Below are 26,456 nucleotides of genomic sequence, written 5' to 3' on the forward strand. Positions count from 1 at the left end.
TTGCAGAAAGGAAATAGGTGGCCGGATTTTACTCCGCCCGCAGCAGCATTATGCCGCCGCTACCGTGGCCGACTTTTGCACCGCCGCTCTCAGGCTAAAAGGTGGACTGGCCAAGTTGGTAGTGTGCCTGTCCAATTGCATTCATGCGCATTTCTGCGTTTGGAATGGTGCGCCCAAACGGCGACACCCTGAACCAAATCTTTAGCGAATTAGCCGATTGGGAGCAAATTCTAAAGGATACGTCGCTGGCCCGCCGCCCTGCGCCGCCCTCTTTGTGAGGTGCCGCCATGGACGATTATCCGAAACTTGGCGGGAAGCGGCGCAAGAGCCGCCCCGAGGCGAAGAACTTCACCCTGCGGCTGACGGACGACGAAAAGCGCCTGCTGATCGAGCGGGCGGGCGATGTACCGCTCGGCATTTACATTCGTGGCCTGATCCTCGGCGCGGATGTCCGGCAAAAGCGCCGGTCGGCCCCACTCAAGGACGATACGGCGCTGGCGCAGGTGCTGGCCCTGCTCGGCCAGTCCCGCCTGTCGAGCAACCTCAACCAGCTTGCCAAGGCGGTGCATATCGGTGCGCTGCCGGTCACGCCGGAGACGGAAAGCGAGATTGTCGCGGCCTGCGCCGCCGTATCGGCCATGCGGCTTGACCTATTGGCCGCCCTCGGCCTGCCGGAAGGCGGACGCGCATGATCCTGAACGGCAACCAGCGCGGCGGGCACGGCGATCTTGCCCGCCACCTCATGAAACCGGAAAACGAGCATGTGGAAGTCCACGAGATACGGGGCTTCGTCTCTGAAACCGTCGCGGGCGCGTTCAAGGAAGCGCATGCCATTTCTCGCGGCACGAAATGCACCCAATTCCTCTATTCGCTGTCCCTAAGCCCCCCTGCGGCGGAAAACGTGCCGGTGAAGGTCTTCGAGGATGCGATTGACGCCGTAGAAAGTAAGCTCGGCCTGTCCGGCCAACCCCGCGTGATCGTCTTCCATGAAAAGCAGGGACGTCGGCATGCGCATTGCGTCTGGTCGCGTATCGACGCGGACACCATGACGGCGGTCAAGCTGCCGCATACCAAGCTGAAACTGCGCGACGTATCCCGCCAGCTTTTTATCCGGCATGGCTGGCAGATGCCGGACGGTCTGGTGGACAGGTCGTTGCGCAATCCGCTGAACTTCGACCGTAAGGAATGGTTTCAGGCGAGACGCGTCAAACAAGACCCCCGCGACATCAAGGGGCTGTTTCAACAATGCTGGTCTGCCGCCGATTCCGGCAAGGCATTCAAGCACGCCATAGAAGAGCGCGGCTATTATCTGGCGCGTGGGGATCGTCGCGCCGTGGTTGCGCTCGATGTTCATGGCGAGATTTACGCCGTGGCGCGGTGGGCGGACGTCAAGACCAAGGATGTGGTGGCTCGCATGGGCGATGTCTCCGCGCTTCCATCCGTGGAAGAGACGCAAGCCAAAATCGCCGGACTGGTACGCGACAAGCTGACCGGCTTCATTGGTTCCGCTGTGTCGGATTTTGCACAGGCGGCGCAGGGTATCGAGGCCAAGCGGCTTGCCATGGCCGAGCGGCACCGTGCGGACAGGCGGTCGCTACAGGCGGCGCAGGATGAACGCTGGACAAAAGAAGCGGTAGAACGCGGCACCCGCTTCCGGCGTGGCATTCGCGGCCTGTGGGATCGCCTGACGGGCCAAGCCGCCAAGCTGCGCGATCAGAACGAGCGGGAAACCACGCAAGCCGCCGAGCGGGACGCACGGGAAAAGCAGGCGCTGATCGAGCGCCAGCTTGACGAGCGCCGCCACTTACAGCGGGAAATCGACCATACGCGGCGGCTGCACACGAAGGATATGGCGATGCTGTACCGGCAGACATCCGGGCCAAAACTGACACATGACGATGAAAAGCCGCGCCAGAAGTTTAGGCAGAGCGCGGGCCTGCGCCTGTAGCTATTGCCCAGAAAGCCGAGCGGATGTTACGTGTTTGTTTCTGTCTGTAAAACGCGCTTGATGGAGGGGATATGAATCTTCGGTATGCTTTTGCTCTCGGCGGTCTGTTCTGGTTCATATCTTCGGCTGGTGCCCAGCCGCCAGATATCCCTGTTGCGTATCATGGAAAATGGCAGGTCGTCGCTAAAATCGGTGATGCGCCAACCTGTTCTGCGGCGGATGCCGATATCCGAATGACAGTAAACGCGCGGGAAATTTCTTTGCCGGACGGTTATTGTATGTTGCATGGAATTCTGCCCGGCGATGAAAGCACGTTACAGTTTGAGGGATACTGCGCACAAGAGGATGCCGAAAACATCATACAGCAAGAATGGCGCGTAACAAAAATCGGTCAGCGCCAGTATCTCACCGTGAAAAGTCTCACGCCGGGAGAAGCTTACGAATATTATTATGTTGATTGCTAGCGCATCAAATGATGCGCCAGCAACGTTCTATGCCTAGAGAATAAAATCGCTTTCCCTGAGGTTCACAATGGAATCAAGCCGGACGGAGAAATCGGCCTTCCCGTCCCCGTTTACATCCCCGTAAATGAAGGTGTCGCCATTCTTCTTTTCGTAACGCAGTTCACCCGCATTTTTGGAAAATTTTTTCGTGCCGATAAAGTCGAAATCCTGATTTTTTTTAATGGTTGTATCCGCATCTATCGCTTTTAAATCAATTCGATCTTTTTCTTTTTGGCTGAAATCGTAAATCGTATCTCTGCCAATGGCTGATGCAGTGCTTTCTTTGACCCATTTAAAAACAAAGATATCTTTGCCGCTGCCGCCGTACAGTTTATCGGCGCCTGCGCCGCCTTCCAGCCGGTCATTGCCGCTGCCGCCGTTGAGGGTATCATTGCCAGCGTTCCCGTAAAGGAAATCATTGCCAGCATCGCCATTCAAGATGTCCCTACCGGCTCCGCCGTAAAGCTTGTCATTGCCCATTCCTCCGTAGAGGACGTCGTTGCCAGCTTTGCCATGGATTACATCGTTTCCGGAAAACCCCCTTATCAAATCTCTGCCGGCCATCCCTGACAGCGTATCACTTGCCGTGGAGCCGTTGATATTGAAGCCGAATTGGAGGGATATCACATCGCCTTTCATATAGTGCAGATCGTCTACGTTGATCAGTAATTGATTACTATTTATCGTTATGTTTCCTGCCAGAACCTTGAGATCATTGCGGATAATATCTACCGCCCGAAATGTCATGCCAGATGATTTCCCAAGAGCGCTGAACGTCAGCACATAGCCATTAAAACCTGTTTCATCGTTTACGTCAGCAAAGTATCCTGACTTGTTGCTAATAATGGAGTAGGTAAATCTGGATGAGTTTATATCAAAATTAGCAGGGACAACGTCATATAGATCACCTGACAAATCAAAGAAACTTGCATCTGCAAACTCAATATCAGAATTCGAAAGTTTTACCGTAATTGGTCTCGTGATCGGGCTTGATGTGTCGGGTGTATATACTTCAAGCGTGACATTGCCGCCAATCATTGAACTATCCTCTCGATAAAAAATTTCGGATCTTACAGCCATCGCAGGATGATGCGGTTGTGGCAAGCTAGCGAACCGCTTACGCAAGAGTCAACATTACCGTCGCGGATAAAGTCCTGTTCAATGACTCCGCGGGCAGCCCGATAGCGAAATTGCGTCGTTGAAAAGCAGATGCGATAGATCGTTCAGGCTTTGGCAATCGTTGCCAGTGGCAAGAAGAGTTGCAACGGCATTGAGGGGAATGCCACGAATCCGAAATACCGATAGAAAGCGGCGGCAGGTTCGTCTTTCGCGTCCACGGCCAAGGCGAATACCCCCATTTCAGCCCGCAAGGCGCGATTGGCCGCATCCCATAGCATCGCCGCACCAAGCCGCTGCCCCTGATATTCCTTGTCGATTGCCAACCGTCCGACGCGGGCAACGGGAATGACGGGATAACGGGGCAAGCGCTTCGCCACCTCTTCCGGCATGTCCTTGAGCGCCATATCTCCCGCCGACAGCGTATAGTAACCGGCGACCTTGTCCGAATCCGGCTCGTGGGCCACGTAGCACATGGCGGTGCGGCGCTTGATGTCCTGCCCCGCCTGTTCTTTCAGATAGCGGTCAAGCGCATATACGCCGCAAGAGAACGTCTTGCGGTCATGCCGTGCTTCCAGCGCTCCTATGATGAAACGTGCTGTCACGGTGCGGGCTGGATCAGCATGTCATGCGCTTGTCTTGCGCGTTTAAGGGCGTCCACCGGTTCCGGCGGATTAAGCAGCATATCGACAAACCGCTGCTGGTCTTCAACCGACAGGCGGATGATGTGATTTTCTTCAATCGTGCGGCGGGCCGCGTCCTGCGCTGCCGACACGATGAAATCGCTCAAGCTGCGGCCTTCCATTTCGGCGGCGCGTTTGACGATGGCAAGCGCCTCAGGCGCAATCCGCGCCTCAAGCCGTGCCGTTCGTGGTGTTGTTTCCTGTGCCATTGCTTTATCTCCTGCCCTTATTGTACGTGAATTTACCGTACAGAAGCAAGAAGAATGATCTGTTCCCTGTTCGATGCTGGCCGCAGGCCGCGAGAACCCGCCCGCAGGGCGGAACGATGTTCCCCGTCCCGATGGCCTCCGGCTATCACGGAAGCGGGCAAATTGCATAAGCGGATGCGTTGCAATAGGTGGTTTTCCGGCTTGCCGGAAGATGCCCCAACGGGGCAAGCCGGTTGCCCGCGCCGTGATAAACTTCTTGCTGGGACTGGCCAACACCCTATTTGTCGATGTGCAACGCCTTCAATCAGCGTTACGCAAAGCTTGTGGCGAGGAGTAGACGCATGATCCAGCGCATCGGCTATCTTTTGGCGATTGCTATCGTTGCCGCTGCCTGCGCGTGGGCTGTCGGGCAGTGGTACTATTAGCGGCAGAGTGCGAAAGGCCTTCCATTGCATGGAGCGCGGCGCGTACCGCTCTAAGCTTTTCCGCATCGATCCTGCGGCCATTCTCGAATGCTGAAATTAGCCCCGGCGCGACGCCCGACATGCGACCAAGGCGATAAAGCGTAATGCGGAGCGCCTTGCGCTCATTCTTGCATTGCTCGGGATGGAAGGCCGATTCATAGCTGCCACCAGCGGCCAAGGTCAATGGACTGTCACCGCCTGGTAGCCAGGGCGCTCGCCATTGAGAATGTCAGTCAGATTGTCGGCATCATCGATTGAAAGGCCTGTCGCCAACTGCCCCTGCACGAACACCGGCAAGCCTGTTTGCGTATCGTACACCTCCCACTTGCCATGGGCGGCTTTGCGCATTTTGTACTGCCGTGTCGTAACGGGAAACTCGGACATCGGAATTCTCCTGTGATCTAACCGAATAGAGAACAGGCCCAAAAAGGCACCAACCGGCATTGCCGACGCTCCGAGGTGTTGCAACATCGCGACCGGTTTAGCCGGTTGGTGGGCACATCATATCGCCAGCGTGATATCAGGCAAGGGCGCATCGACTTTGACAATAATAAAGAAGCCCCGCGCAAGCGCGGGGCAGAGGGAGTCGCTATTGGCTTGTCGCGACAGTTGGATGATATGCGAATCTGATTGCAAGTTCGAGGCTTAATCTTCGCTCGTACGATATAGGCTGCGCCAATCCGGTTCACCAATCAGGCTGCCGATGAGGTAGCAGGCCGGATAACCCACGGCGCAAAGCAGCGCGCCGAAGCGGTTGCGGCGGGCCGTGTCGCCGTAGAGATAGGCGATATGATCGGCGCGGGCCTGCGCGAGGATGCGCCAGAAGGCCGTCGCCCGTTTCGAGCGGCGCATATGGCGAACGGCGGCAAGCGCCCATGCGTGATAGCCGCGATAGTGGCGCTCGGTCAGGTGCTTGCGGGCATAGTCCGCGCCGAGCGCATAATCCGCACGGCTCATCAGCCCTTGCCGATGTAACTCCGTGCAGATGACCTTTGCATTGTCGTCGTCCTTTGCGCTCTTGCGTGCCTTCCTGCGCCGCTCGGCCTCGTCGTGTACGGCTGCATTGCTTGCAGCCTCGCGCTCCTGCTTTTGGCGGTTGTGATCCACGGCCCCGAGCATGCCGCCCATGGTGCCGTCGTTGTATCCGGTGCCTTTCGCTCGGTCATAAGAACTTCCCCACATATCGTTCTCCTTCGATTGAGTGGTTGCCTCGAATGCGAAAACTGGCGGCGGAAACGCCGCAATGCGTCAGTATGGGTGCGACGGCGGGCTATCCGCCGAAAATGGGAGACATCACGCGTGATGCCGGTGAGGTTGGCACCATGTCGTCCGTGAGGCCCAACGCCTCGCCGGGCATGGCTGCGTGGTCGGGTGAGGATTCAGGCAGGATGCCCACGCGACGTTTGACGGGGTCAGGCGCGTTTTCGGCAAGCAGGTCTTCCAGTTCGTCCATCCGCTGTTTGGTCATGGGGGCTTCGCCCTGCTCGTCGTGGATGTCGTCTTGAAGCTGCTGAAACTCCAGCAAATCGTTGCGCTGTGCCGATAAGTTGATTTCCCGTTCGAACGGATTTTCGTAACGCTCCCATGCGGGGCGCCATTCTTCGATAATCATCGGGTCGATGTCTTTGACTTCCACGCCATGCTCATCGAAAACGCGCATCCCGTCTTCGGTGCGGAAGACGCGCCTGCCGTCCGGTAGAACATAGGCCTTCGCAAGCAAGCCTTGCAGTTCCTCGCGCACGGCGGCGAGTTCCTTTTCATTCTCCATGAGCGCATCGACGGTGGCCGTGCCGTAAAGATCGAGCTTGGCATTGAAGGCGGTAACTTCCGTATCCGTCGCGAGCACGGACATGGCGAAGTCGATGAATGCTTCATGCTGGTCGTCCAGCGCCTCTTCACGTTTCTTTTCACGCTCTTGGCGGTCGCGTTCCAGCACGCGCCGCTCATCCTCTCGCCGCCATGCGGCATGCTTCATAAATTCTTCTCGGAACGAGCGTAGCGCGACTGTTTGCATCAGCGTCCGCACTCCTTCGTCAGCATGGCCGCGACGACCGCGCCAGCGGTGTAATCGGGGAAGCGTTTGAAGGCCACGAGGATTTCGTGCGGCCTTTCCTTGTTCTCGTAGAACCAATCGTAGATGCAGCGCATCGCGGCAGTATCTTTGCCGTTCGTTGCATAACGGGCATAGGCAAGTCCCTCGACGATACCCGCCATGAACGGATAGCGCTCTTCCGCCTTCATCTCATTCGCCACAATCCCGGCGGTGAAGTCTTTCGTTTGCCCCGGAACCAAGCCCAAAGACAGCAGGAATCCAGCGGTTGCCGCCACATTGGCAACCCGCGAAAACGACCGTTTGTGTTGGAATTTGAAAAGACGATCTTCGCTATGAGACAATAGTGAAGAAATTAAGGAAAATCAGAGTGTTGGCAATGAAGGCAAATTCTGAAACGGCTTACGGAAGCGTACCGCGAAAACGGTCGTTTATGTCAATCTAAATCGTGACCCAAGCGACCGCCTAACATATTGATTCACATGCGAAATGATCGAGAAACTCAATGAATACAAAGGTAGGCGGGTGGGCTATCTGCGCTGCTCCCGTCCGGATCAGTCCCTTGACCGCCAGATAGACGCCCTGCGGCCCCATTGCGATGAGCTGCACCCGGAGTCCGGCAGCGCGGTTGCCCGCAAGCGGCCTGTGTTCGAGAAGGTCATAGACAGCCTGCAACGGGGGGACGTTCTGGTGGTTCTGGACGTGGACAGGGCCTTCCGCTCGCCGATTGACGCACTGCTGACCGAAGAGACGCTCAGCAGGAGGGGCGTTTCTCTGCACATCGTCAATGCGGCGGTCGATACCTCGACGGCAGAAGGCGAGTTCATCTTCACGATCCTGACGGCGCAAGCGCGGCTGGAGCGGCGGCACATATCCCGCCGTACGAAAGAAGGGCTGGCGGCAACCCGCCAGCGCGGCACGCGGCTGGGCCGTCCACCAAAGCTGACAGAGGATCAGCTATCGGCGGCGCGGTGGCAAATTGAGGGAAAGCTGGCGACCATCGGGGCCATTGCCGCCCAATACAAGGTCGATCCTTGGACGTTGACACGCTCGCTGCGAAGGCATTGTCAAATTGACCATAACTAGTTGGCGCTGTCGTACAACTTGGACAGTACCATTTTTCAGGCGCAACCCCGCACGGCGAAAATACACCTAAAGATTTTAAATGGCAGAAAATACAACTGTTTACCTATTGGTAGTTATTATTGCTGAACCTCAATTATGAGAGTACCCTTTGATTGCATCGCTAGTGTTACTCAATTCAAGGGAGGGTGGCATGAAAAATGGTAAAACTGTTGCACATCCAGCAATGGAAGAGTCGAATGCGTCTCGGTTGAACTACATAACGCAGATTCTTGTGCAGTTACGAGCACAGGCCTCATGTGTTGATGATACGCTGACCTACTTCATCGACATGGCAACGGTTCATTCCGCTGACTTGGGGAACGGCGTCGTGCCCTGTCGCTGTGCCAAGGACAACAATCAGCTTGCAGTTGATGAGTGCCTTAGCCCGGCATCTATCGCGTCGTGATTGTCTGCTATCGGGCGCGGTTGACCAAGTAGTTCGCGCATAGCCAACTGCGCCCGGACTGCTTCCACAGCTTCGGCAGGGGTTTTCTCGGCGAACATTGCAACCCGCGCCGCCCCCATAGACAGCCTCAGCTCGGCCTCATACTTGGAGCGCTCCACCATCTGCACCATCCTCCAAGGTTCCATCATCGTGCGATAGCGCTTAGCGCTTTCCGTTGCGTAAAGCAAGCATTGCGAGTGATTGATCGGCGATACGATCTATGGTGCGGGAAGGCATTTTGCCTGATCCGCACCACGGCTTGGGGGTGGACGGGGGCGCGCAGCGGCCCCCTCCCAAGGGGTTTTCGCATGGCGAAAACACACCTTGCATACTCCCCAAAGGGGAGCGGTGCGGCGCATTATCGGGTCATGACGATCTTCGGCGATAGGTAATTTTACGTTCGGTGTCGCTCACCAGTTCATAGGGTGCCCATGTCATATCGGCAGTTAGCCCATGGCGGTCGGTAATGAGATGGGTGACGGAATCGAAATGGCAGAATTGTCCGACAACATTCCTATTGAAACCGAGCGCAACGTCATCCGCGCATATTTCATTGGTGAAGGCATTATCAAAATCGCCGAAGATAAGCGTCGCAATTGTCGTCCTGTTCAAAGCGAGTAGCAGTTGAAACGGCGTTTGCCCCGGATATGGCAAATATGATGCGGGAGGGGCAGGCACGCCAACAGCATGAACAGGCTTCGTCGAAGTTTTTAACGGTACTCTCGTGCGAAGAACTGAAACCGCCGCCTTCCTGTAATCTCGCTGCGTCCAATCCAGAGAGGCCGACATCTGATTGAAAGCCTCCTTCGCCGCTTCGGGATCGCGGCGGATTTCGGCATACATTTTGCGTTCCTCGTCGGAAAATGGAATATCGCTCTCTGGGTTGCCCGCGAGGTCGGCCAATTCCAGAACTGTGCGGAAATAATGCGGAGTTCGCGCTTCCAAATGCCGAATTAAGGCGTACAGGATCGGCTTGTCCGATATGTCGAGTTGTTCGGTTTGACCGGACGCAATCTTGACCCAGGTATCGCTCTTGGAGATTGGTGTCTCCACATTGCTATTGATTTCGGTTTCGACCGAAATGGGCGCACCATCGACCATGTGCACATATAGGTCGCGCTCAAAACCGATGCTTCTAATGGCCCGTTGCGCCCATACCGCGAGATGGCCGCGCCGCATGACGGTGAACAGCTTCTTCTTTTCCTCATCCACTGCGAAGTTTCTCAGATAGAATTGAGGGATGTAGTGGTGATTACGAGGTTGATTTGTTGACATGGCCGTTTCGAAACAATCGTATTGCAATATCGAAAGATTATTTTGTCCGAACGCGATAATCCAGCTTCGATATTCGAATGCCGCCTGTATATGAGGCGGCATCCGGCATGACTTTTAGTATTCGCTGGCCAGCATCACAGTCAGGACGCGGCGGGTCACGGTGGGGTCAGCGGGATTTTCGCTGCCATACCGGTAATCGGTATCGTAGTAGTCGATCTTCCAGAAGACGCGGCCCGCCTCGGAGTCAGCAACGGTTCCGAAGTCGTGTTCGCCATAGGGGTCATTGTCCGGCGTAAAGGCGTTGAACGTCCGCACGGCGGCGAGGATGGAAATCTGCGCCAGCGGTGACAAGGCAGAAATGCCGCGTGTGACGAGCACCCTGCCGTCGATTTCCGGCGTCCCGAAGTGCGGGATGTGGATCATGGATCGGAAGTGGTCGTTATGTTCGGCGACGATGCGGGACGTATCCAGCGGCGTATCGGAATTGTTTTTCTTGTTCATGTTGATTTCTCCTTTGTTCAAGGGCTGAACCATTCAGCCGATGGGCCGGAGAAATCGGGCCGGATAAAGAGTGCCGGTCACATGGTCAACACGGGAGCCACGTTTACGCGGCGAATGGAGCGGGCAAGCCATTGATCGGTGCGCGCCGGTCTGATCTCACGCCGCTACAGTCGGATGGATGGGCAACATGGGAACAAACTGGAGGGGTTAACGGCGAAATATATAGACTTCGGCTTCCTTACTTAAAAAAACCTTGGACAGTATTCGATCACCTCAAGATGCTAACCGAGTAGACCGCATGCAAGAATAGTAAGAGATTGCTATCCGCATAACCTACACTACCGACGGGCAAATGGACATGTTGGACGAATACCTTACAATACCGACTCTTAAGTCAAGAAGTAGGAATATAAGCCTATTGCCACAAGAAGATAAAATAGTTTAATTTACATGTTATGGAATATAAAGACATTCTCATAGAGGAATTTCGCCGAGAGGCTGAATACAGAATCCAAATAGCGAATACTAACGTCGAGAAGGAGCTATTAAGCGTGAAGAGCCTCGACAACGTAATTCGCCAATTCGATCAGGCCGCAAACTGTCTTTCCGTTTCAGAGATTCTAAGCTTGGGAGGGCACCGATCCGATGCGCTCAGAAACGCGATTCTCGATGATTTGCGCTCTAACAAGACGGCGCTTACAGCGAAGCATGGATTTTATCCATCAAATGAATTCTACCAAAAGCTGCGGAAGCTCGTAAAAAATGTTGCAATTGTTGCGACGAGCCTTTTAGCATCCAATACGCTCCTACACTAGCCACCAAGATCGCAGTTTCACATTGGAAGGCGCTCACTTGAAAATTGAAGAAGAGAGTGAGGATTTTGATCAATTCCTTGGTGATGGCAATTTTGGGAATCCAGATGCCACCACGGCGGATTTAGAAAAAGCAGCGATACAAATGGGGCTGGCTTTCCCCAGCCTGAGCATCGCCGCCAATAGATTATCCACCCATCTGATAGTGGGCCGCAAGGGCGCTGGTAAGACGTTTCACTGGAGAACATTAGAAGCTGCCGCCAAATCCCGCCACGAGGTTATTGCTATCACCGATAATGGAGCGTTGAGTGAGGCAGCGGTGAAAGCCCTGTCCGCTCGGGCAGGCAATTTAAGCCCCGATCATTTTTGGTCATTGGTCTGGCGTAGAGCAATATTTTCATTCTTAGCATCGTTGTTTTACTCTACAAGGCAGCATATGTCTTTTGACAACGTTGATAGACTTAAATCAGTGATAGATAAGAGAACATTCATTGATAGATTTGATGATATTTTCTCAGAGCCTCTTGTTGAATTGACGCCAGTCAAGTACGTTGAGAAATTTTCTTCGATGGAAAAACGCCATCTATTTGAGAATTTCATTCAAAGCGATCTCTGGGTTGAGTTGGAGACCGTGATGCAGGCTTCAATCCCAGAGAACTCTCCTATATATATATTTATAGATGCTATCGACGCGCAAGCGGACACTATCCCGCAGATGTGGCACGACTGCCAGTATGGCCTCTTAGTAACAATTTTAAATCTTATCAGGGAAATGAAAGGGCGGTTACATATAGTTGCAACCATTCGAGATTCTGTATATCGGGCGCGCGTCGGAACAGAGCATGGCACGAAAGTAGTAGATGATAATCATATCAGAATACTCAACTGGGGAAGGAGGGAGAACGAATATTTCGCAAGGGAGAAAATAATTCGCTCTGCCCGATTAAAGATCCCGTCAAAGGCAAGCATAAATGATGTAATGGATGCGTGGCTAGGCTTTAGTAGTATATTCAATAAAAGAAGAGGTATTGAAGAGAATGCGGCTCAGTACATTCTTAGGCATACTAGGTGCCTTCCGAGAGATGTTGTTATCGTAGGGAACGAAATCTCAAGGGAGCTATTAGTGTGTCGCCGAACGAATGAGAAATTTTCGCCGGGGAGACTTAGGAAAGCGGTTGAAGCGTGCTCGAAGCTTTTTGCCAATGAGTCCGTTGAGACCTGCTTGACGGAAATGCTGGTAACGCAACATTCTGTTGAAGAGTACGCCCGTATGCTTCGTCAGCGCCCAGATGACAGTGATGCCATCAAGTATCATTTGAGGGAGGAAGTCGAGAGGTTTGTTAGATTAATTGGCAAGCAGGTTTTTGATAGTAATGAGCTACAAAGCGCTATATCTTCTCTAAATGGGAAATCAAACGCCAGTACTCACAAGGATACGAGATACAGAATTGATAATGTATTTTGGAGGAATGGACTAATCGCCTACAAGGATGATAGGGGCGGAGGCGAATCGAAGTGGATTTACAATTGGTATGCAGTTTCAGAAAACGAAAACCTTCCAAGTAGCGCGAAGCGCTATGGATTTCATCCCTCAATAGCAGATAGATATATGTTGGAGTTAACCAGTGATGAACTCGTCTACTGAGTATTTTTGTGATGTAAGTAGAGTTCAGTGGGACAAATTTGGAAAAACGTTAAATGATATTTTCACTGACGGATTGTCAGCAGGTAGGTTTATTTTTCGAGGACAGCCGAAGGCTTCATGGGGGCTGGAGTCATCTTTTGATCGGTTGGTTTCACGGGAGTTAGGGATCAAAGATAGGAAGCAACTATATAATAGTTACATGCTAGATTTAGCCGACACCCTTAACACGGGAGGCTATGTCAGCTTTCCAAAGGCGAGCGCGACTGACGCAGAATCCCTGATTCCTTATGAAATATTGGCTCAACATCATGGAGCGCCGACCAGATTGCTAGACTGGACGACAAGTCCATATGTTGCAGCCTTTTTCGCCTTTCAGAATGTTCCAAATTTGCGCTCAAATGAGAAGCTTCAACCAGTCGTTTGGGCTCTTGATACGCAAATTTTGGAAGACTTTGTTGGTGTTGAAGACTGTCAACTTCTGAAGAAGCCACCAGTTTCTGTAGAGAGGCTGTCAGCTCAAATGGGGTGCTTCAGTCGGAACTCATCTAGCTTCAGTGATCTTTTAGAGTTGATCGAGCTTTCAGTGAGCCGTAACAAAAGAACTTCAAAGCCCCATGTACTTTGGAAAATTTCTCTTAGAAATTCTGATAGGATGGCAGCATATATTGATTTGCAGCTTATGGGTATTACGCTTAGCCGATTGTTTCCAGATGTCGAGGGTGTAATTCGCTCGTTCAGGTCAAATATAGAGAAGATAATATTGAAATAATGACCTATCTATAAGGTCTGGTCAGCAGAAATGTACTTTACGGTATCCTCTGTTTTCCGAATATTAATAGGTTATCTTTGTGTTGTGTTTCCCGGAAATGATAATCCTTTGAGTTTTCTCGGCGCATCACAATATCGAATATCTCTCTATCCGCCGTATAAACGAGCATATCGACAGGCGCGCGCCCGAAATTGTCCTTCTGCCAGACATCGCAGCGCGGATGATTGACCAGCAGGGCCACGGCCTCGACGTTCTGCCGGAATATCGCGACATGCAGAGGCGTGAGGCTGGCGTAGGGATCGCCCATGTTGATTTGCTCGGGATTGGCTTTCAGAATGGCCTCGGCCTCCGTCACCTTGTCCATATAAATGGCCCGCAGCAGCGAATAGGCCGAGAGCTTGCCGCCGCCTTCGGGATCGAAGCGGGCGAAGGCGTTGGCGCGGACGGTGTTCTTTGGCTTCGGTTGCAGGCTCATAGCAGGCTCCCCACGGCCAGCGGGTTCTGGATGACGCGCTCGATTTCAGCGGCGTTTTTCAGGTCGGGCAGGATGAAATGCAGATCGGGATGCCGCAGGAAGTCGGCGGGCTTGCGGTGAAAGACGTTTTCACGCGGATAGATCATAACAACGCGGTTTTTCACGTCCGGCACGGGCGATAGATTGACCTGTGCCTGTCCGTCGAGATGGAAGCCGAGATCGAACGCTTGTGCAAATTCCCCTTTCATATGGGCAAGATCGCGGGCGGTCATGCCCTGCCACTCTTGCCGCACGAAATGCCGGACTTCGCCAACGGTGAAGAGCGGTATCTCGTGCGGGTTCGCCGCTTCGTTCTTGCCGTTGGCGGTAATCAGGATGGAGTGGAGTTTTCCGGTGCGGGACAGGCATTCGCGCAAAAACAGGTGGATGCTGTTGCCGGACGCGATGCCGATGCCCTCATAGACCTGCCGCACATCGAGCGTCACGAAGTCCGGCGGAAAGAGCAGCGATAGCGGGAACTCCGCGGCGTGGTAGTAGCCCATGCGGGTGGCGCGCAAAATGACGATACTGCGCTCGGCGATATACTGCTTGATGTCCACCGAGCGTTTGAGCTTCGCCTGCTGCTCGTAGCCGTCCTTATTCTCGAAGAAATGCCGCACCATCGTCATGGGCAGGTAGGAGTGGCGATCCTGCGCAGGCGCGCAGAGATAGACGCCCTCGAAGGCTTTCAGGACTTCCTCTTCCCATGCATCGTAATCCTCCATCTGCGCCAGATGGAAATAGAAGTCGAACGAGCTTTCGCCGACCTGCGTGAAAATGCTGTCGGGGGAAAGCTTTTCGCGGAACTTCGGGTCGTGGTTGTCTACGATCCAGTCGATGACCAGATCGGTCAACGGGTCGGTCAACTCATACTTGCGCAGCCGTGTCATGTATTCGCGATGAAACTCGATGTTGCGCTTCTCGCTGATCGCGGCGGCGATGCCGCCAAGGCTTAAATGCTTGTGGGAGCGAACCAGCGCGTCGATCTTCTGGACGACGCGCTGAACGGCGTAATCGTCATATGTCCCAAGCCTTGCCCCTGCCACCGGCATCCCCGCTTGTTACAACGCTGTCTCAGATATTCTGAACAGCACTGTTTATTGGAATCGAACCGGCGAATACGCGGTTCGATTTTTTGCTTCGGCATCGTTCCGCGCTTCTCCGGTCAATGCAACCCCAAGTGCAGGAGAAGCACATGATACCGAGCATATTTTCCGATATTGCACCGAAGGCGCTGCTCGCGTCCGTCGCCGTGTGGGCGGGTGCCAACTATGTGGTGATCGGCCCCGAGGTCGCCAGCCGCGTGGCAAATGCGGACTTCGTTCCTGTCTGCGAAGGTAACTTCAAGGCCATGGTCGCGGCGGCGGGCGAAGAGCGCGCCAGTCAGGTGCGGATGCCGAAGCTCGACGCGATGCAGGAACTCGCCATCGAACAGGCGCGTAATCTCTACAATAGCGAATGGATGGATCAACTGCGCATCATGTCGGGCGGGAAAGACCCGTTCGGCATCGACAAGGGCGCGCGCCTCGTTCTTCAGGAAATCGAAGACAGCAAGCGGGCCGCCAAGGCGGCGTATGAGGCGGCGCAAGAGCGTATCCGCCAAGAAACCGCCACCACGCTCGGCAAGGCGGGCGATATGTGCGGCTGCGTGGCCGACGCCGCGATAGCCGACACGCGCACGGATTGGGCCATCTATTCCGGCACCCTGACCTTCATCACGCCCGCATCCGTCAAGGCGTTCGACCAGCGCATGGGCCAAGCCTTCAATGCCGGTGCCTGCGGCTTGAAAGGCGGTGCGTGATGGAACGCACAGTGTTCTATTCCGGCGGCGGTTTCGAGGTCAGCGAGTCGATGCTGAAAACCCCGCGCAAGACCTATGCCCTGGGCCAGGTCGAATATGTCTCCGTCAGCCGCCCGCTGCTGCTCTTTGCCGGTCTTCCGGCGGCGGGCGTGATTGGCTTCGCGCTCATCTTCCGCCGCTACCTGTTCGCCGAGGAAATCGGCACGCTGATCGGCTGCGCGATTGCAGCGCTGGCCGCCTCGCTGGTGTTCGGCACGCTGCGCGTTCACTCGCTCGCGCTGCGCGACGATGAAGTGGCGATGAACTTCGGCACGATCCGGCGGCTGCGGGCCGTCCGGCTCGCCGTCGAAAAGGCCATGGCCTACCGCGACCATGGAAAGCGGGACGCATGAGCCTGCCCGTCCACCCCAAGAGCGGCCCGATCAATCGGGCCGCATTCCTCTCCGGCCTCGGCGGCACGGCTGCGTGGCAATTCTGGCCGATGGCCGATAGCGGCCTGTTGCAAACGATCACGGCGGGGCTATGCCTCGCCGTGTCCATCCCCTCCGGCATCCGCACGGCGGTCTTGCTGGTCAAGGATTACAAGCTGCGGCGCGATTTGGCACGCGCAGCGGAAGCCTCCAGCGACCACGGCACGGCGCGGGAAGCCGAATGGCACGAGCTGGTGGCGCGTGGCATGGAACGGCCCGCCAGCGGCAACCTGCTCGGCCTGCACCGGCATGACGATAAGATGCTGCTGCTGCCGGTCTTCACACCGCCGAAGACGCCCTTCGCGCTGATCGAGATGCCGCCCGGTGTCGGCAAGACGGTCAATTACGTCATCGGCTCCGTGCTGCATCAGGCGCGGCTCGGCAAATCCCTGTTCATCCCAGACGTAAAGGCCGAACTCGCCCCCATGCTGGTGCGGGCGTTGAAGGCGCTCGGCATTGAAGTCTGGTGCGTCAATCCGGCCAAGCTGCATCTGAAACTGTGCGGCGATACGGAACTCAACCTCTATCAGGCGGTGCTCGATGCCTGCCATGATGAGGGCGACTTCCGCAAGGACGCGATCAAGCTGGCGCTGGATCTCGCCGATCTGCATCTGCCGGAACCATCGGGCGGCGAAGACAAGAATATCTTCTTCCGCAACGGCTCGCGGCGCTGCCTGACCGTCGGCATTTTGAGTCAGGCTATTCTCGATCCGGCGGGCTGCACGCCCTCCGATGTGTTCGCGCTGCTGAACGATCCGGCGCTATTCCCGAAACGGCTCGTGGAGCTTCGTCACAACCTGCCGAAGAAGATGCCGAAGGACGCGATTGTCGCTTTCCTGAGAACGCAGGCCGCCAGTCTACTCGATATTCTCAAGAACAATGCCGAACACGCGCACTCCTTCATCGAAGGGGCGACGCAGCGCCTGATCGCCTTCAATCAGGGCGGACGCATGGCGGGCTATGGCCGGACGGCCACCGTCAACATTGCCGATATGCGCAAACGCCAGATTGCCGTCTTCGTCATGGCCCCGCTCTCTCATGCCCGCGACTTCGCGCCGGTCGTCTCGCTACTCAATCATAGCCTCTTGGAAGTGGCGAAACGCAATCCCGCCGGTCATCCCGTTCATATCGTCGGGGAAGAAGCGCTGAATTTTCGTTTTTCCAATCTGGCCTCCGATATGGAGACTATGAGGGGGCTGCACATCAGCGCCGACCTTTATATCCAGTCCTTCGACGGCCTGATCCGCAAATACGGGCGCGATACGGCGAATGCTATCGAATCATATAGCGACACCCGCATCTATGGGGGGCTGAACTCCTACCATCGCGCTAAGCACGTCTCCGACATGCTGGCCGAGGCCACCATCCGGCGGCAGGATTATTCCTACAAGGCGGATGTGGCCGATATCGGGGTATCGAGCCGCGAGCTTGGCCGCAAGCTCATGACCCCTGATGAAATCCTCGCCATGGATCGCGGGGATGCGTGGGTCTTCGTGCGTGGGCTTCGGCCCATGCGCCTTGCCATGATCGACTATGGCCGCGTAGCGCCGTGGCGCGATGAGGTCGCGGACAATCCGCTGGAAGGCACCCGCCTGCGCGGCGAAGCGGCCTTCACGATCCGCTATGCCGACAAGGATACCACGCCGCCGGAACCGCCGACCATCGAGGGCGTGGCCTATCCGTCCGCAATACCGGCCAAGCGCAAGCGGCGCATGACGCCGCCCGTCCGGCTGCGCCACCTCGCATGGGTGCCGTTCGTGGTCGCGGCGACCTTTATCGACCTGACCACGCTGCCGACGCCGCATGTGCGCCTGACGGCCACCTATAGCGGGCCGGATTCCGCCCGCTTCTATCACCGCTGCGATTATGTCGGGCTGCACGCCCGCACGATTGCCCCGCCGGACGGGCGCTGCCCCGTCGTCGCTTTCTTCCCTGCTTATTGATGGAGAATACCATGACGCGCAAAACGCATCCCGTCATCCGCGACAGCTTCAACATGAGCGCCGACGAACTGGCGCTGCGCAAACCCTCGAACGATATGCGCCCGCTGGAAACCTTCGCCCGCGCCGCGAGCGGCGATCTGGTCGCCGACCGGCATCTTGCCCGCCCCAGTGTGCCCGAACGCGCCAAGGGCCTCGATTACACGGACAAGACCATGACCCGCTATATCAACGGACTGGAAGCCCGTCTGATCGACCATATGAGGAAACACGCGCCGCGCTGGCAGGGCAAGGAAGCCGCCCGCGTCCTTGCCACATGGCACCGGCCCGCCGCCAATCATCCGGCTCCTTCGTGGGCGGCGTCCCGCGATGCCATGGCCGACGCGCATGATGCTGCCGCCGCGCTTCTGCGCGAACGCCTGATCGCGCGCATGGGCAAGATCGGGGATATCCGCATTGCCCGCACCCTCGGCGGCTACAAACAGGCCGATCCGTTGCACCTGATCTTCCATAACCGCTCCCCCGTCCTGTCTAACCGGCTCAAGCACAAGCAATAGCCGCAATAATAGGAATTTATTCTTGCAATATAGGTGTATGTTCCTGTATTGTTCTCATTAATGCCAGCCCCGAATAGGACAGGCAGATGGTTGATAAGAAGAGGCGCAAAAGACGGAAGGACGGCGGCAAGACGGTGCAGACAGGCAATACAGGCGGAAACTCTATCCCTATCCACTCTTCCGCCCCGCCGGTGCCTCCCGTCGCTTCGGATGTCGTCTTCGATGCCGAGAAGTACCGCCACCATGTCGCGCATTTCGATATGCCGGATGATCGTAAGGCCGAACTGCTCTTTGCTGTCTGGCAGATCATGCAGAGCTTCGTGGATCGCGCCTTCGGCGACGATCCGGTACAGCAGGTGCTGCGCGCCCGGCATGTGGACTCTTTATCTATCGAAGATGAATCCGCTGCCTCCAGTGTGATAGGATCGTCCGAAACCCATAACAAGCAACAAAGACTGACAAGCGCCTTCCGGCCCAATGCCGCCGATAGGCGCGGGAAGGAGGATTCATCGGCATGACAATGATGCAATTGGAGAAGAAACAAAAGGCGGTGCTGTATTGCCGCGTCTCGTCCGTCAAGCAACGGGTGGAGGGCGATGGCCTTGCCAGTCAGGAGCGGCGCTGCCGCGACTATGCGGCGATGAAGGGTTATGAGGTCTTGGATGTGTTCCGCGACGATGTGAGCGGCGGCCATGCCATGCGCCCCGCCATGATGGCGATGGTCAAATTCCTCAAAACCCGCCGCAAGGATGGGCTGGTCGTCATCATCGACGACATCAGCCGGTTCAGCCGCGATATTCGCGGGCATTGGGATTTGCGCGATCTGTTGCGCGAGGCGGGCGGCAAGCTGGAAAGCCCGTCTATCGAGTTCGGCGACGATTCCGATTCCATCCTCGTGGAAAACCTGCTGGCGTCCGTCTCGCAGCACCAGCGCCAGAAGAACGCCGAGCAGACCAAGAACCGGATGAAGGCGCGGTTGCAAAACGGCTATTGGACGTTCCGCAGTCCCTTGGGCTATCGCTTCGAGCGCCGTTCCGGCCATGGCAAGCTGCTGATGCGTGACGAGCCGTTCGCTTCCATTCTCACCGAGGTATTCGAGGGCTATGCCTCGGGCCGCTTCGAGTCGTTCTCGGAAGTGAAATCCTTCCTCGAAGCCCAGCCCGTCTGGCCGAAGGATCGGCGCGGGGAAGTCCATTACGAGCGCATCAAGGAACTGTTCTCGCGTCCGGTCTATGCCGGATACGTCTATAGCGAGGATTGGGGCGTGGGTCTGACGCAAGGCAAGCATGAGGGGCTGGTGTCGTTTGCCACATGGCAGGCGGCGCAGGATCGCCGTGATGGCGTGGCCAAGGCTCCGGCGAAGAAGAATATCAGCGAGGACTTCCCGCTGCGCGGCTTCGTCACCTGCGGCTGCTGCGGCAATGCCATGACCGCTAATTGGTCGAAGGGGCGCAGCAAGCTCTATCCGTACTATCTGTGCGATACCAAAGGATGCCCCGATTACCGGAAATCCATCCGCAAGGAAAAGATCGAAGGCGAGTTCACGGCACTGCTGGCGTCCTTGAAACCTTCCGAAGGGCTGTTCAATCTCGCGCATCAGATGTTCCGCGACCTTTGGAACGCGAAACTGTCGTCATCGCAGAATCAGGGCGCAGCGCTGCGCAAGGAAATTGCCGCCGTTGAAAAGAAGATCGACCAGCTTCTGGAGCGTGTCACCGAAGCCGACAGCGAAATTCTGATCACGGCCTATGAGAAGAAAATCAAAGACCTTACCAAACAGAAGCTGCTCATGGCCGAGTGCATCGCCCATTGCGGCAAACCGCTCAAGACATTCGGCGAAGCTTATCGAACCGCATTCGATTTCCTCGCAAACCCCTGTAAACTTTGGCTTTCTGATCGTCTCGAAGACCAGCGGGCAGTGCTGCGTCTGGTCTTTGCCGAGCGGTTGCCCTACCTGCGCGGGGAGGGTTATCGAACCGCCAAAATCTCAACACCGTTCAAGATGTTAGGAGACATCGACATGTCTAAAAATGGAATGGTGCCCAGAAGAGGACTCGAACCTCCACGCCTCGCGGCACAGGTACCTGAAACCTGCGCGTCTACCAATTCCGCCATCTGGGCGACGGAGAGGCATGTAGAAGGACCGCTCGCCGGTGTCAACAGGCTTTTTGAAGTTTTCGCAACAGCTTGGCAAAAACTGTCTTTTCCACGAAAGCCGGCGGCGGTTTTGTGGGGAGAGGCGGGGCGGGGGAAAGGCTCAGTGGCTCACGGCCCAGGCGCGGATCCGTTCCAGCCCGGCCGCAAGCAGGCGCGCGGCGGCGGCCTCGCTCTGCGCTTCCACATAGCAGCGCATTTCCGGCGCGTTGCCGGAGGGGCGGAAATGGATGACGCTGCCGTCCTCCAGCGTGACGCGCAGCCCGTCGATGTCGCTCACCTTCGCCGGAACGCCGATCGGCGCGAGGAAGGCGGCCAGCGGCCCGGCGCCCGAGCGCAGGTCCGCCATCAGGGCCGCGCTGGTCTCCACGGGCATGTTCTCCAGGCGGTCGCTGGCTGCGGCCGGCAGGGCGAAGCCGGCGGCGATCGCCGAAAGCGGCCGCCCCTCCGCCGCCGCGAGCGCCAGCACGGCGAGCACCGGCATCAGGCTGTCGCGCGTGGGCAGCGCGGCGAGCGTGTGGCCGTTCACGGCAAAGGGGGTCGCCGTCAGCGTGCCGCCATTGGCCTCGAAGCCGGCGACCGCCGTCCCGCCGGCCGCGACCGCCGCGTTCATGGCGGCGATCACGAAGGGCGAGCCGACCCGGGTGCGCAGCACCGTGCCGGAAACGGCGGCCTCGATGCCCGAATTGGAGGTGACGGGTGTCGCGATCGTCGTGGCGCCGAGGAAGCGGCTGGCGATGAGGCCGACGAGGTCGCCGCGCAGGGGCGTGCCGGTCTCGTCGGTGACGAGCGGCCGGTCGCCGTCGCCGTCGGCGGAGATGATGGCGGCAAGCCCGTGCTGCACGGCCCAATCCCGCAGCAGGGCGATCGTTTCCGCGGAGACGGCCTCCGTGTCGACGGGAATGAAGCGCTCCGAGCGGCCGAGCGAAACGACATCCGCGCCGTAATGGGCGAGCACGGAAACGAAGAGGTCGCGCGCCACCGTCGAATGCTGGTAGACGCCGATGCGAAGGCCGGCCAGCGCCCGCTCGGGCAACAGCGTGCGGTTGCGTGCGGTGTAGAGCGCCATGGCGGCGTCATGAAGGTCGTCGGCGGTTTCTGGCGTGACGGGAAGGTCCGTGCCTTCGTTGCGAATCGCCCCGGCGGCCGCGGTGATGGCGGCCTCGTCCGCCTTGTCGATCTCGCCGTCCGGCCGGTAGAACTTGATGCCGTTGCGGTCGGCGGGAATGTGCGAGCCGGTCACCATCAGGCAGGCCGCCTTGCGGGCAAGGCCGAGCAGGGCGAGCGCCGGCGTCGGCAGCGTGCCGCAGTCGCGCGGGCAAAGGCCGGCCTTGCGGAGGGCCGCGATCGCGATGGCCGCGATGGCCGGGCTGGAGGGGCGGAAATCGCGGCCGATCAGGATCTCGTCGCCCTGCCGCGCCATGCCGGCGGCCAGCAGATGGCGGGCAAAGGCGGTGGCATAAAGTGCGGTGGCCGGCCCTTCAAGATCCACGGAGAGGCCGCGCAGGCCGCTGGTTCCGAATTTCAGGCTCATGCGGTCACCCCATGTCTCTTGCCGTCCGGTCCTGTGAACGGTGCGACATGAATAAAACAAAATGCGTGAACGTAATGCAAAGCAGGGACGTGACAGGGAAAAATCCCGCCAGAACAGTGAGGATCACATGTCGAAGATTCAAAATCTCGTTTTCGGTTGCGTGATGGGGATTGCCTCCGCGATCACGCCCATGGGGGCGGCCCAGGCCGTCCCGCTCGCCGTGCCGGATATGAAGGTAGACACGAAAAGCGACGTCACCAAGGCGCAGGTGCAGTTCTGCTATGGCTACGGCTGCGACCGCCGTTACTATCGCCGCCACTATCGCCCGAACTACAGCTATGAGCGTCGCTATTATCGCCCGCGCTACGAGCGGCCGCGCTACTATGGCGGGAACCGGTCGCATGTGAACTGGTGCGCCAACCGTTACCGCACCTACGACCCCTACACCAACCGCTACCATGCCGGCGGCGGCGTCTATCGCCTGTGCTATTCGCCCTATCGCTAGGCACGGCCGCGATCCCAGGCGGACGGCGGGCTTCGGCCCGCCGTTCCCGTTTCAGCCCTGGTCGGCGACGCGGTCCGTGTGGCCGAGGTCCCGGCCCGGCTCGATGATGTCGCGCACGCGCTGCTTCAGCTCCTTCGGCCCGGGAAAGCCGCCATCGCGCTTGCGCTCCCAGACCAGCGCCTCGCCGACGCGGATCTCGAAATTGCCGCCGGTGCCGGGAATGAGCGCCACCTCGCCGAGCCCGTCGGAAAAGGTTGAGAGCAGCTCCTGCGCCATCCAGCCGGCGCGCAGCAGCCAGTTGCACTGGGTACAGTAGAGAATCGAAACGCGCGGCTTTTCCCCGGACATGGTCACCTCCTGGTCGATGGCGAAAGCATATAGCAGCGGCGCCCTCTTGGCACGCGCCCGCTCGCGGTCCTCTCACAGAATTGTCAACTCAATTCATCATGTTTTGTTGGCGGACATCTTGTCGCAGCCGGATTCCTGAAGGAGACGTGGTGCACTGCAACATCCTCACAGGAGATCCCATGACAGAGCTTGCCACCCATCGCCCCCGCCTCATCATTCCCTCGCTCGGCGGCCTCTATGCGGCGCTCGGCGAAAGCGCGGAAACGATCCTGCGCGTCGCCGCCGGCCTGCTGCTCGTGACGCACGGCTACGGCAAGATCCTCAACCCCTTCGGCGCCGCCGGCATGGTGGAAAGCCTCGGCTTCTATCCCGGCGCCTTCTGGTCGCCGCTGCTCGCCGCCACCGAATTCTTCGGCGGCATCCTCATCGCCATCGGCCTCTTCACGCGCCCCGCCGCCTTTGCGGCGATGATCGTTCTTGCCGTCACCGTCTACTTCCACGGCATCGTGCAGGCCGAGGGCCTGATGGGCGCGGAGAAGTCCATCCTGTGGACGCTGATCATGTTCTACTTCGTGATCCGCGGCGCCAACGGCCATTCGGTCGACGCCAAGCTCGGCCGTCAGTTCTGATCCGTTTCCGGCGGTTGCGGCCTCGGCCGCAACCGCGCCTTGACGCGTGCGACGAGCGTCTCGGCGTCATGCGGCTTCATGACGACGGGAATGACCTCGAAACCCTCGACGCCGTCGCGATGGATGTCGCCGACGGTGGTGAAGAGAAGCGGCACGCCCTTTTCCACCAGCCGTTCGATCTGCGGCGTGATCTGCGTGGCATCGAGCGGCACGTCGAGCAGGCAGAGGTCGATATCGGCCAGCGCGGCCGTGTCCCACTGGGTGAGCTGTTCGGGCCGCACCAGGGTCGTCCGGCAAGGCAGTGCCGCCTTGATCAGATATTCCGCGTCGAGCGCAATCAGGAACTCGCGTTCGGCGATCAGGATGTGCGGAAGTGAATGGCTCATGGCGCCGGACTCCTTGTCCATATGGAGCCGCCGGGAGGGGCGATTCAGGAGGCGGACTGTGGGCCTGCACCCCGGGAGTGTCATTTAAAAAAGACATAGTGCCGGTGCGATGGAACAACTGCGCATGCGCGACGTTTTGCGCCTCAGCCCACGGGGATGGGCAGGATCAAAACCGGCGGGGGCATGATGGCGGGTGGTGCGGCGGTCAATCAGCAATCCAAGTGGCGCACGCCCTGTCAGCAATGTCCCCTGCGCAGCCTTTCGACCTTCCGGGATTTTTCGGCAAGGGAGCTGGACTTCGTCTCGCAGTTCAAGAGCGGCGAGCTCTCCAGCGAACGCGGCGCGACGATCCTCGTCGAGGGCATGCACAGCGCCCATCTCTTCACCGTGCTGTCGGGCTGGGCCTTCCGCTACAAGCTGCTGCCCGACGGGCGCCGGCAGATCATGAACTATCTTATGCCCGGCGATCTCATCGGCCTTCAGGGAAGCCTGATGGGCGAGATGGACCATTCCGTCGAGGCGCTGACGCCGGTCACGCTCTGCGTCTTCGAGCGCTCGAAACTGGAGCGGCTGTTCGAGCGCCATGCCTCGCTCGCCTACGACCTCACCTGGATCGCCGCGCACGAGGAGCGCATCCTCGACGAACACCTGCTCAGCGTCGGCCGGCGCTCGGCGCTGGAGCGCACGGCCTATCTGCTCTCCTTCATCCACCAGCGCGCCCATTCGGCGGGTGTCAATGGCGGGCGGCGGGTCATTCCGATCACCCAGCAGCATGTCGCCGATACGCTCGGCCTCTCGCTCGTGCACACCAACAAGACGCTGCGCAAGCTCGCCGACCGCGGGCTGATGCGCTGGCAGGACAAGGGCTGCGAAATCCTCGATAGCGACGGTCTTCTGGCGCTGGCCGGCTGGGAGGGGCTGAAGAAGCAGCCCCGCCCCTTCATCTGACCCCTACCTGCCCGCGCAGTTCCCGGCAGGCAAGACCGCCGTGCACGTTCGCTGGAACGGCTCAGGCGACGTCCCAGTGCAGCGGGAACATCGGGTCGAACACCGTCACCGGCCCCGCGCCCGTCTCGATCTTCGCCGGGAAGGCGACGGGTTCCGCCCGCCTGACGAGACGGATCGTCTCTTCGTTGGCCGGCAGGCCATACCAGGCGGGTCCGTTCAGCGAGGCGAAGGCCTCGAGCCGGGTGAGCGCGCCTTCCTCCTCGAAGACATGGGCAAGGCAGCTCATCGTGTTGATCGAGGTGTAGATGCCGGCGCAGCCGCAGGCGCATTCCTTCAGCGGATCGACATGCGGTGCCGAATCGGTACCGAGGAAGAAACGCCCGTCGCCCGAGGTGGTGGCGGCGCGCAGCGCCAGCCGGTGCTCCTCGCGCTTGGCGACGGGCAGGCAATAGTAGTGCGGCTTGATGCCGCCGACGAGGATGGCGTTGCGGTTGATGATCAGGTGATGCGTGGTGATCGAGCCGGCGAGATTGGCCTTCGACGCCTTGATGTAGTCGACGCCGTTCTTCGTCGTCACATGCTCCATGGTGACGCGCAGCTCCGGCAGGCGCTGGCGCAAGGGGTCGAGCACCGTCTCGATGAACACGGCCTCGCGGTCGAAGATGTCGACGTCCGGCGTCGTCACCTCGCCATGCACGCAGAGCGTCAGGCCGATCTTCGCCATGCGCTCCAGCACGGGCATCGCCTTGTCCATGTCGCGCACGCCGCCATGGGAATTGGTCGTCGCGCCGGCCGGGTAGAGCTTGACGGCGCGGATCAGGCCGCTTTCATAGCCGGCTTCGACGTCGTCGGGGTCGGTATGCTCGGTGAGGTAGAGCGTCATCAGCGGCTCGAACCGGTCGCCCTTGGGCAGGGCGGCGAGGATGCGGTCGCGATAGGCGGCGGCGTCCGTGGTGGTCACGACCGGCGGCACGAGGTTCGGCATGATGATCGCGCGGGCGAAATGCCGGCTGGTGTCGCCGATCACGCCTTCGAGCATCGCCCCGTCGCGCAGGTGCAGGTGCCAGTCGTCCGGCCGGCGGATGGTGAGTTCTGTGGTCATCGGCGTTGCTCCCGCCCTTGGCT

31 protein-coding genes, 1 tRNA gene and 1 pseudogene are annotated in these 26,456 nt (G+C 58.2%); 15 read left to right on the forward strand and 18 right to left on the reverse strand.

Translation table 11 applies throughout. The features are described from left to right. Positions 1-287 precede the first annotated feature (287 nt). The 3 genes from EV665_RS08300 (at position 288) to EV665_RS08310 (ending at position 2,412) form a co-directional block, all read left to right on the forward strand. On the forward strand, positions 288-692 hold the full coding sequence (locus EV665_RS08300) for a hypothetical protein (RefSeq protein ID WP_133033758.1): 405 nt from the start codon (positions 288-290) through the stop codon (positions 690-692). Then, the gene (locus tag EV665_RS08305) at positions 689-1,948 is read left to right on the forward strand and encodes a relaxase/mobilization nuclease domain-containing protein (protein ID WP_133033759.1); all 1,260 of its coding nucleotides are present in this window, start codon (positions 689-691) and stop codon (positions 1,946-1,948) included. The genes EV665_RS08300 and EV665_RS08305 overlap by 4 nt, the downstream gene beginning before the upstream one ends. Positions 1,949-2,019: 71 nt before the next feature. After that, positions 2,020-2,412 (forward strand): hypothetical protein, encoded by a 393-nt coding sequence (locus tag EV665_RS08310; protein WP_133033760.1) that lies wholly within the window; start codon positions 2,020-2,022, stop codon positions 2,410-2,412. A gap of 33 nt (positions 2,413-2,445) precedes the next feature. Here the strand turns inward: EV665_RS08310 and EV665_RS08315 are convergent, their stop codons facing one another. The 8 genes from EV665_RS08315 to EV665_RS08345 form a co-directional block, all read right to left on the reverse strand. After that, a complete protein-coding gene (locus EV665_RS08315; protein ID WP_162853013.1) occupies positions 2,446-3,489 on the reverse strand; it encodes a calcium-binding protein in 1,044 nt (347 codons plus the stop codon). A gap of 185 nt (positions 3,490-3,674) precedes the next feature. Next, complete coding sequence (locus EV665_RS08320) at positions 3,675-4,172, reverse strand: GNAT family N-acetyltransferase (protein WP_133033762.1); 498 nt, start codon at positions 4,170-4,172, stop codon at positions 3,675-3,677. Next, a complete protein-coding gene (locus EV665_RS08325) occupies positions 4,169-4,459 on the reverse strand; it encodes a type II toxin-antitoxin system TacA family antitoxin (RefSeq protein WP_133033763.1) in 291 nt (96 codons plus the stop codon). The genes EV665_RS08320 and EV665_RS08325 overlap by 4 nt, the downstream gene beginning before the upstream one ends. Positions 4,460-4,834: 375 nt before the next feature. Further along, positions 4,835-5,107, reverse strand: a complete 273-nt coding sequence (locus EV665_RS33260; protein ID WP_425376490.1) for a helix-turn-helix domain-containing protein — start codon at positions 5,105-5,107, stop codon at positions 4,835-4,837. Continuing rightward, positions 5,104-5,307 carry a hypothetical protein gene (locus tag EV665_RS08330; protein WP_133033764.1) on the reverse strand — a complete coding sequence of 68 codons (204 nt, stop codon included), beginning with the start codon at positions 5,305-5,307 and terminating at the stop codon, positions 5,104-5,106. Before EV665_RS08330 ends, EV665_RS33260 begins: the two co-directional genes overlap by 4 nt. A 261-nt stretch (positions 5,308-5,568) precedes the next feature. Beyond that, complete coding sequence (locus EV665_RS08335) at positions 5,569-6,105, reverse strand: hypothetical protein (RefSeq protein WP_133033765.1); 537 nt, start codon at positions 6,103-6,105, stop codon at positions 5,569-5,571. Positions 6,106-6,193: 88 nt separating this feature from the next. Further along, positions 6,194-6,898, reverse strand: coding sequence for a hypothetical protein (locus EV665_RS08340; protein ID WP_133033766.1), 705 nt, complete (start codon positions 6,896-6,898; stop codon positions 6,194-6,196). Between the two features lie 38 nt (positions 6,899-6,936). Beyond that, positions 6,937-7,251: a hypothetical protein gene (locus tag EV665_RS08345; RefSeq protein ID WP_133033767.1), complete on the reverse strand. Its 315-nt coding sequence runs from the start codon at positions 7,249-7,251 to the stop codon at positions 6,937-6,939. 211 nt (positions 7,252-7,462) lie between these two features. Between EV665_RS08345 and EV665_RS08350 the strand changes: the two genes are divergently transcribed. Together EV665_RS08350 and EV665_RS08355 are read left to right on the forward strand one after the other, a co-directional pair. After that, entirely contained in the window at positions 7,463-8,059 is a 597-nt protein-coding gene (locus EV665_RS08350) for a recombinase family protein (protein WP_133033768.1), read from the forward strand. Between the two features lie 190 nt (positions 8,060-8,249). Continuing rightward, complete coding sequence (locus EV665_RS08355) at positions 8,250-8,504, forward strand: hypothetical protein (RefSeq protein ID WP_133033769.1); 255 nt, start codon at positions 8,250-8,252, stop codon at positions 8,502-8,504. 405 nt (positions 8,505-8,909) lie between these two features. Here EV665_RS08355 and EV665_RS08360 read toward each other — a convergent pair whose 3' ends face one another. Both EV665_RS08360 and EV665_RS08365 read right to left on the reverse strand, forming a co-directional pair. Continuing rightward, positions 8,910-9,818: a DUF4238 domain-containing protein gene (locus tag EV665_RS08360; RefSeq protein ID WP_162853014.1), complete on the reverse strand. Its 909-nt coding sequence runs from the start codon at positions 9,816-9,818 to the stop codon at positions 8,910-8,912. Between the two features lie 114 nt (positions 9,819-9,932). Further along, complete coding sequence (locus EV665_RS08365; protein ID WP_245507668.1) at positions 9,933-10,319, reverse strand: DUF3768 domain-containing protein; 387 nt, start codon at positions 10,317-10,319, stop codon at positions 9,933-9,935. A gap of 852 nt (positions 10,320-11,171) precedes the next feature. On the opposite strand from EV665_RS08365, the gene EV665_RS08370 reads away from it, so the two are divergent. Then, entirely contained in the window at positions 11,172-12,776 is a 1,605-nt protein-coding gene (locus EV665_RS08370; protein ID WP_133033771.1) for a P-loop ATPase, Sll1717 family, read from the forward strand. After that, the gene (locus EV665_RS08375) at positions 12,760-13,545 is read left to right on the forward strand and encodes an FRG domain-containing protein (protein ID WP_133033772.1); all 786 of its coding nucleotides are present in this window, start codon (positions 12,760-12,762) and stop codon (positions 13,543-13,545) included. The genes EV665_RS08370 and EV665_RS08375 overlap by 17 nt, the downstream gene beginning before the upstream one ends. Before the next feature lie 37 nt (positions 13,546-13,582). Here EV665_RS08375 and EV665_RS08380 read toward each other — a convergent pair whose 3' ends face one another. Together EV665_RS08380 and EV665_RS08385 are read right to left on the reverse strand one after the other, a co-directional pair. Next, positions 13,583-14,020: an ankyrin repeat domain-containing protein gene (locus EV665_RS08380; protein ID WP_133033773.1), complete on the reverse strand. Its 438-nt coding sequence runs from the start codon at positions 14,018-14,020 to the stop codon at positions 13,583-13,585. Next, positions 14,017-15,105, reverse strand: a complete 1,089-nt coding sequence (locus EV665_RS08385; RefSeq protein WP_133033774.1) for a hypothetical protein — start codon at positions 15,103-15,105, stop codon at positions 14,017-14,019. Before EV665_RS08385 ends, EV665_RS08380 begins: the two co-directional genes overlap by 4 nt. A 149-nt stretch (positions 15,106-15,254) precedes the next feature. Between EV665_RS08385 and EV665_RS08390 the strand changes: the two genes are divergently transcribed. The 5 genes and pseudogenes from EV665_RS08390 to EV665_RS32815 all read left to right on the forward strand — a co-directional run. After that, entirely contained in the window at positions 15,255-15,860 is a 606-nt protein-coding gene (locus tag EV665_RS08390) for a hypothetical protein (protein WP_133033775.1), read from the forward strand. Next, on the forward strand, positions 15,860-16,252 hold the full coding sequence (locus EV665_RS08395; protein ID WP_133033776.1) for a hypothetical protein: 393 nt from the start codon (positions 15,860-15,862) through the stop codon (positions 16,250-16,252). Before EV665_RS08390 ends, EV665_RS08395 begins: the two co-directional genes overlap by 1 nt. After that, positions 16,249-18,273, forward strand: coding sequence for a type IV secretory system conjugative DNA transfer family protein (locus tag EV665_RS08400; protein WP_133033777.1), 2,025 nt, complete (start codon positions 16,249-16,251; stop codon positions 18,271-18,273). Before EV665_RS08395 ends, EV665_RS08400 begins: the two co-directional genes overlap by 4 nt. Positions 18,274-18,284: 11 nt before the next feature. Then, a complete protein-coding gene (locus tag EV665_RS08405) occupies positions 18,285-18,827 on the forward strand; it encodes a hypothetical protein (protein ID WP_133033778.1) in 543 nt (180 codons plus the stop codon). Positions 18,828-19,350: 523 nt separating this feature from the next. After that, positions 19,351-20,316, forward strand: a pseudogene (locus EV665_RS32815) (recombinase family protein); the annotation flags it as partial. Between the two features lie 144 nt (positions 20,317-20,460). On the opposite strand, the gene EV665_RS32630 reads toward EV665_RS32815, so the two are convergent. The 3 genes from EV665_RS32630 to EV665_RS08420 form a co-directional block, all read right to left on the reverse strand. Next, a complete protein-coding gene (locus EV665_RS32630; RefSeq protein WP_210234616.1) occupies positions 20,461-20,637 on the reverse strand; it encodes a hypothetical protein in 177 nt (58 codons plus the stop codon). 226 nt (positions 20,638-20,863) lie between these two features. Continuing rightward, a tRNA-Leu gene (locus EV665_RS08415) sits at positions 20,864-20,948 on the reverse strand. 136 nt (positions 20,949-21,084) lie between these two features. Then, a complete protein-coding gene (locus EV665_RS08420; protein WP_133033779.1) occupies positions 21,085-22,515 on the reverse strand; it encodes a phosphohexomutase domain-containing protein in 1,431 nt (476 codons plus the stop codon). Positions 22,516-22,642: 127 nt separating this feature from the next. On the opposite strand from EV665_RS08420, the gene EV665_RS08425 reads away from it, so the two are divergent. Continuing rightward, the gene (locus tag EV665_RS08425) at positions 22,643-23,020 is read left to right on the forward strand and encodes a BA14K family protein (protein WP_162853015.1); all 378 of its coding nucleotides are present in this window, start codon (positions 22,643-22,645) and stop codon (positions 23,018-23,020) included. A 51-nt stretch (positions 23,021-23,071) separates the two neighbouring features. On the opposite strand, the gene EV665_RS08430 is transcribed toward EV665_RS08425, so the two are convergent. Beyond that, the gene (locus EV665_RS08430; protein WP_064332200.1) at positions 23,072-23,368 is read right to left on the reverse strand and encodes an Rdx family protein; all 297 of its coding nucleotides are present in this window, start codon (positions 23,366-23,368) and stop codon (positions 23,072-23,074) included. A gap of 179 nt (positions 23,369-23,547) precedes the next feature. Between EV665_RS08430 and EV665_RS08435 the strand changes: the two genes are divergently transcribed. After that, entirely contained in the window at positions 23,548-23,997 is a 450-nt protein-coding gene (locus EV665_RS08435) for a DoxX family protein (RefSeq protein ID WP_064332201.1), read from the forward strand. On the opposite strand, the gene EV665_RS08440 is transcribed toward EV665_RS08435, so the two are convergent. Next, positions 23,988-24,383: a response regulator gene (locus EV665_RS08440; protein WP_133033781.1), complete on the reverse strand. Its 396-nt coding sequence runs from the start codon at positions 24,381-24,383 to the stop codon at positions 23,988-23,990. The two genes, EV665_RS08435 and EV665_RS08440, sit on opposite strands and share 10 nt — an antisense overlap. A 186-nt stretch (positions 24,384-24,569) precedes the next feature. Here EV665_RS08440 and EV665_RS08445 point away from each other — a divergent pair, with 186 nt between their 5' ends. Beyond that, positions 24,570-25,331: a Crp/Fnr family transcriptional regulator gene (locus tag EV665_RS08445; RefSeq protein WP_064332733.1), complete on the forward strand. Its 762-nt coding sequence runs from the start codon at positions 24,570-24,572 to the stop codon at positions 25,329-25,331. A 61-nt stretch (positions 25,332-25,392) separates the two neighbouring features. Here the strand turns inward: EV665_RS08445 and pyrC are convergent, their stop codons facing one another. Beyond that, the gene (pyrC, locus tag EV665_RS08450; RefSeq protein ID WP_133033782.1) at positions 25,393-26,433 is read right to left on the reverse strand and encodes a dihydroorotase; all 1,041 of its coding nucleotides are present in this window, start codon (positions 26,431-26,433) and stop codon (positions 25,393-25,395) included. Positions 26,434-26,456 lie beyond the last annotated feature (23 nt).

Source organism: Shinella granuli (genome assembly GCF_004341885.1).
Taxonomy (GTDB): domain Bacteria; phylum Pseudomonadota; class Alphaproteobacteria; order Rhizobiales; family Rhizobiaceae; genus Shinella; species Shinella granuli.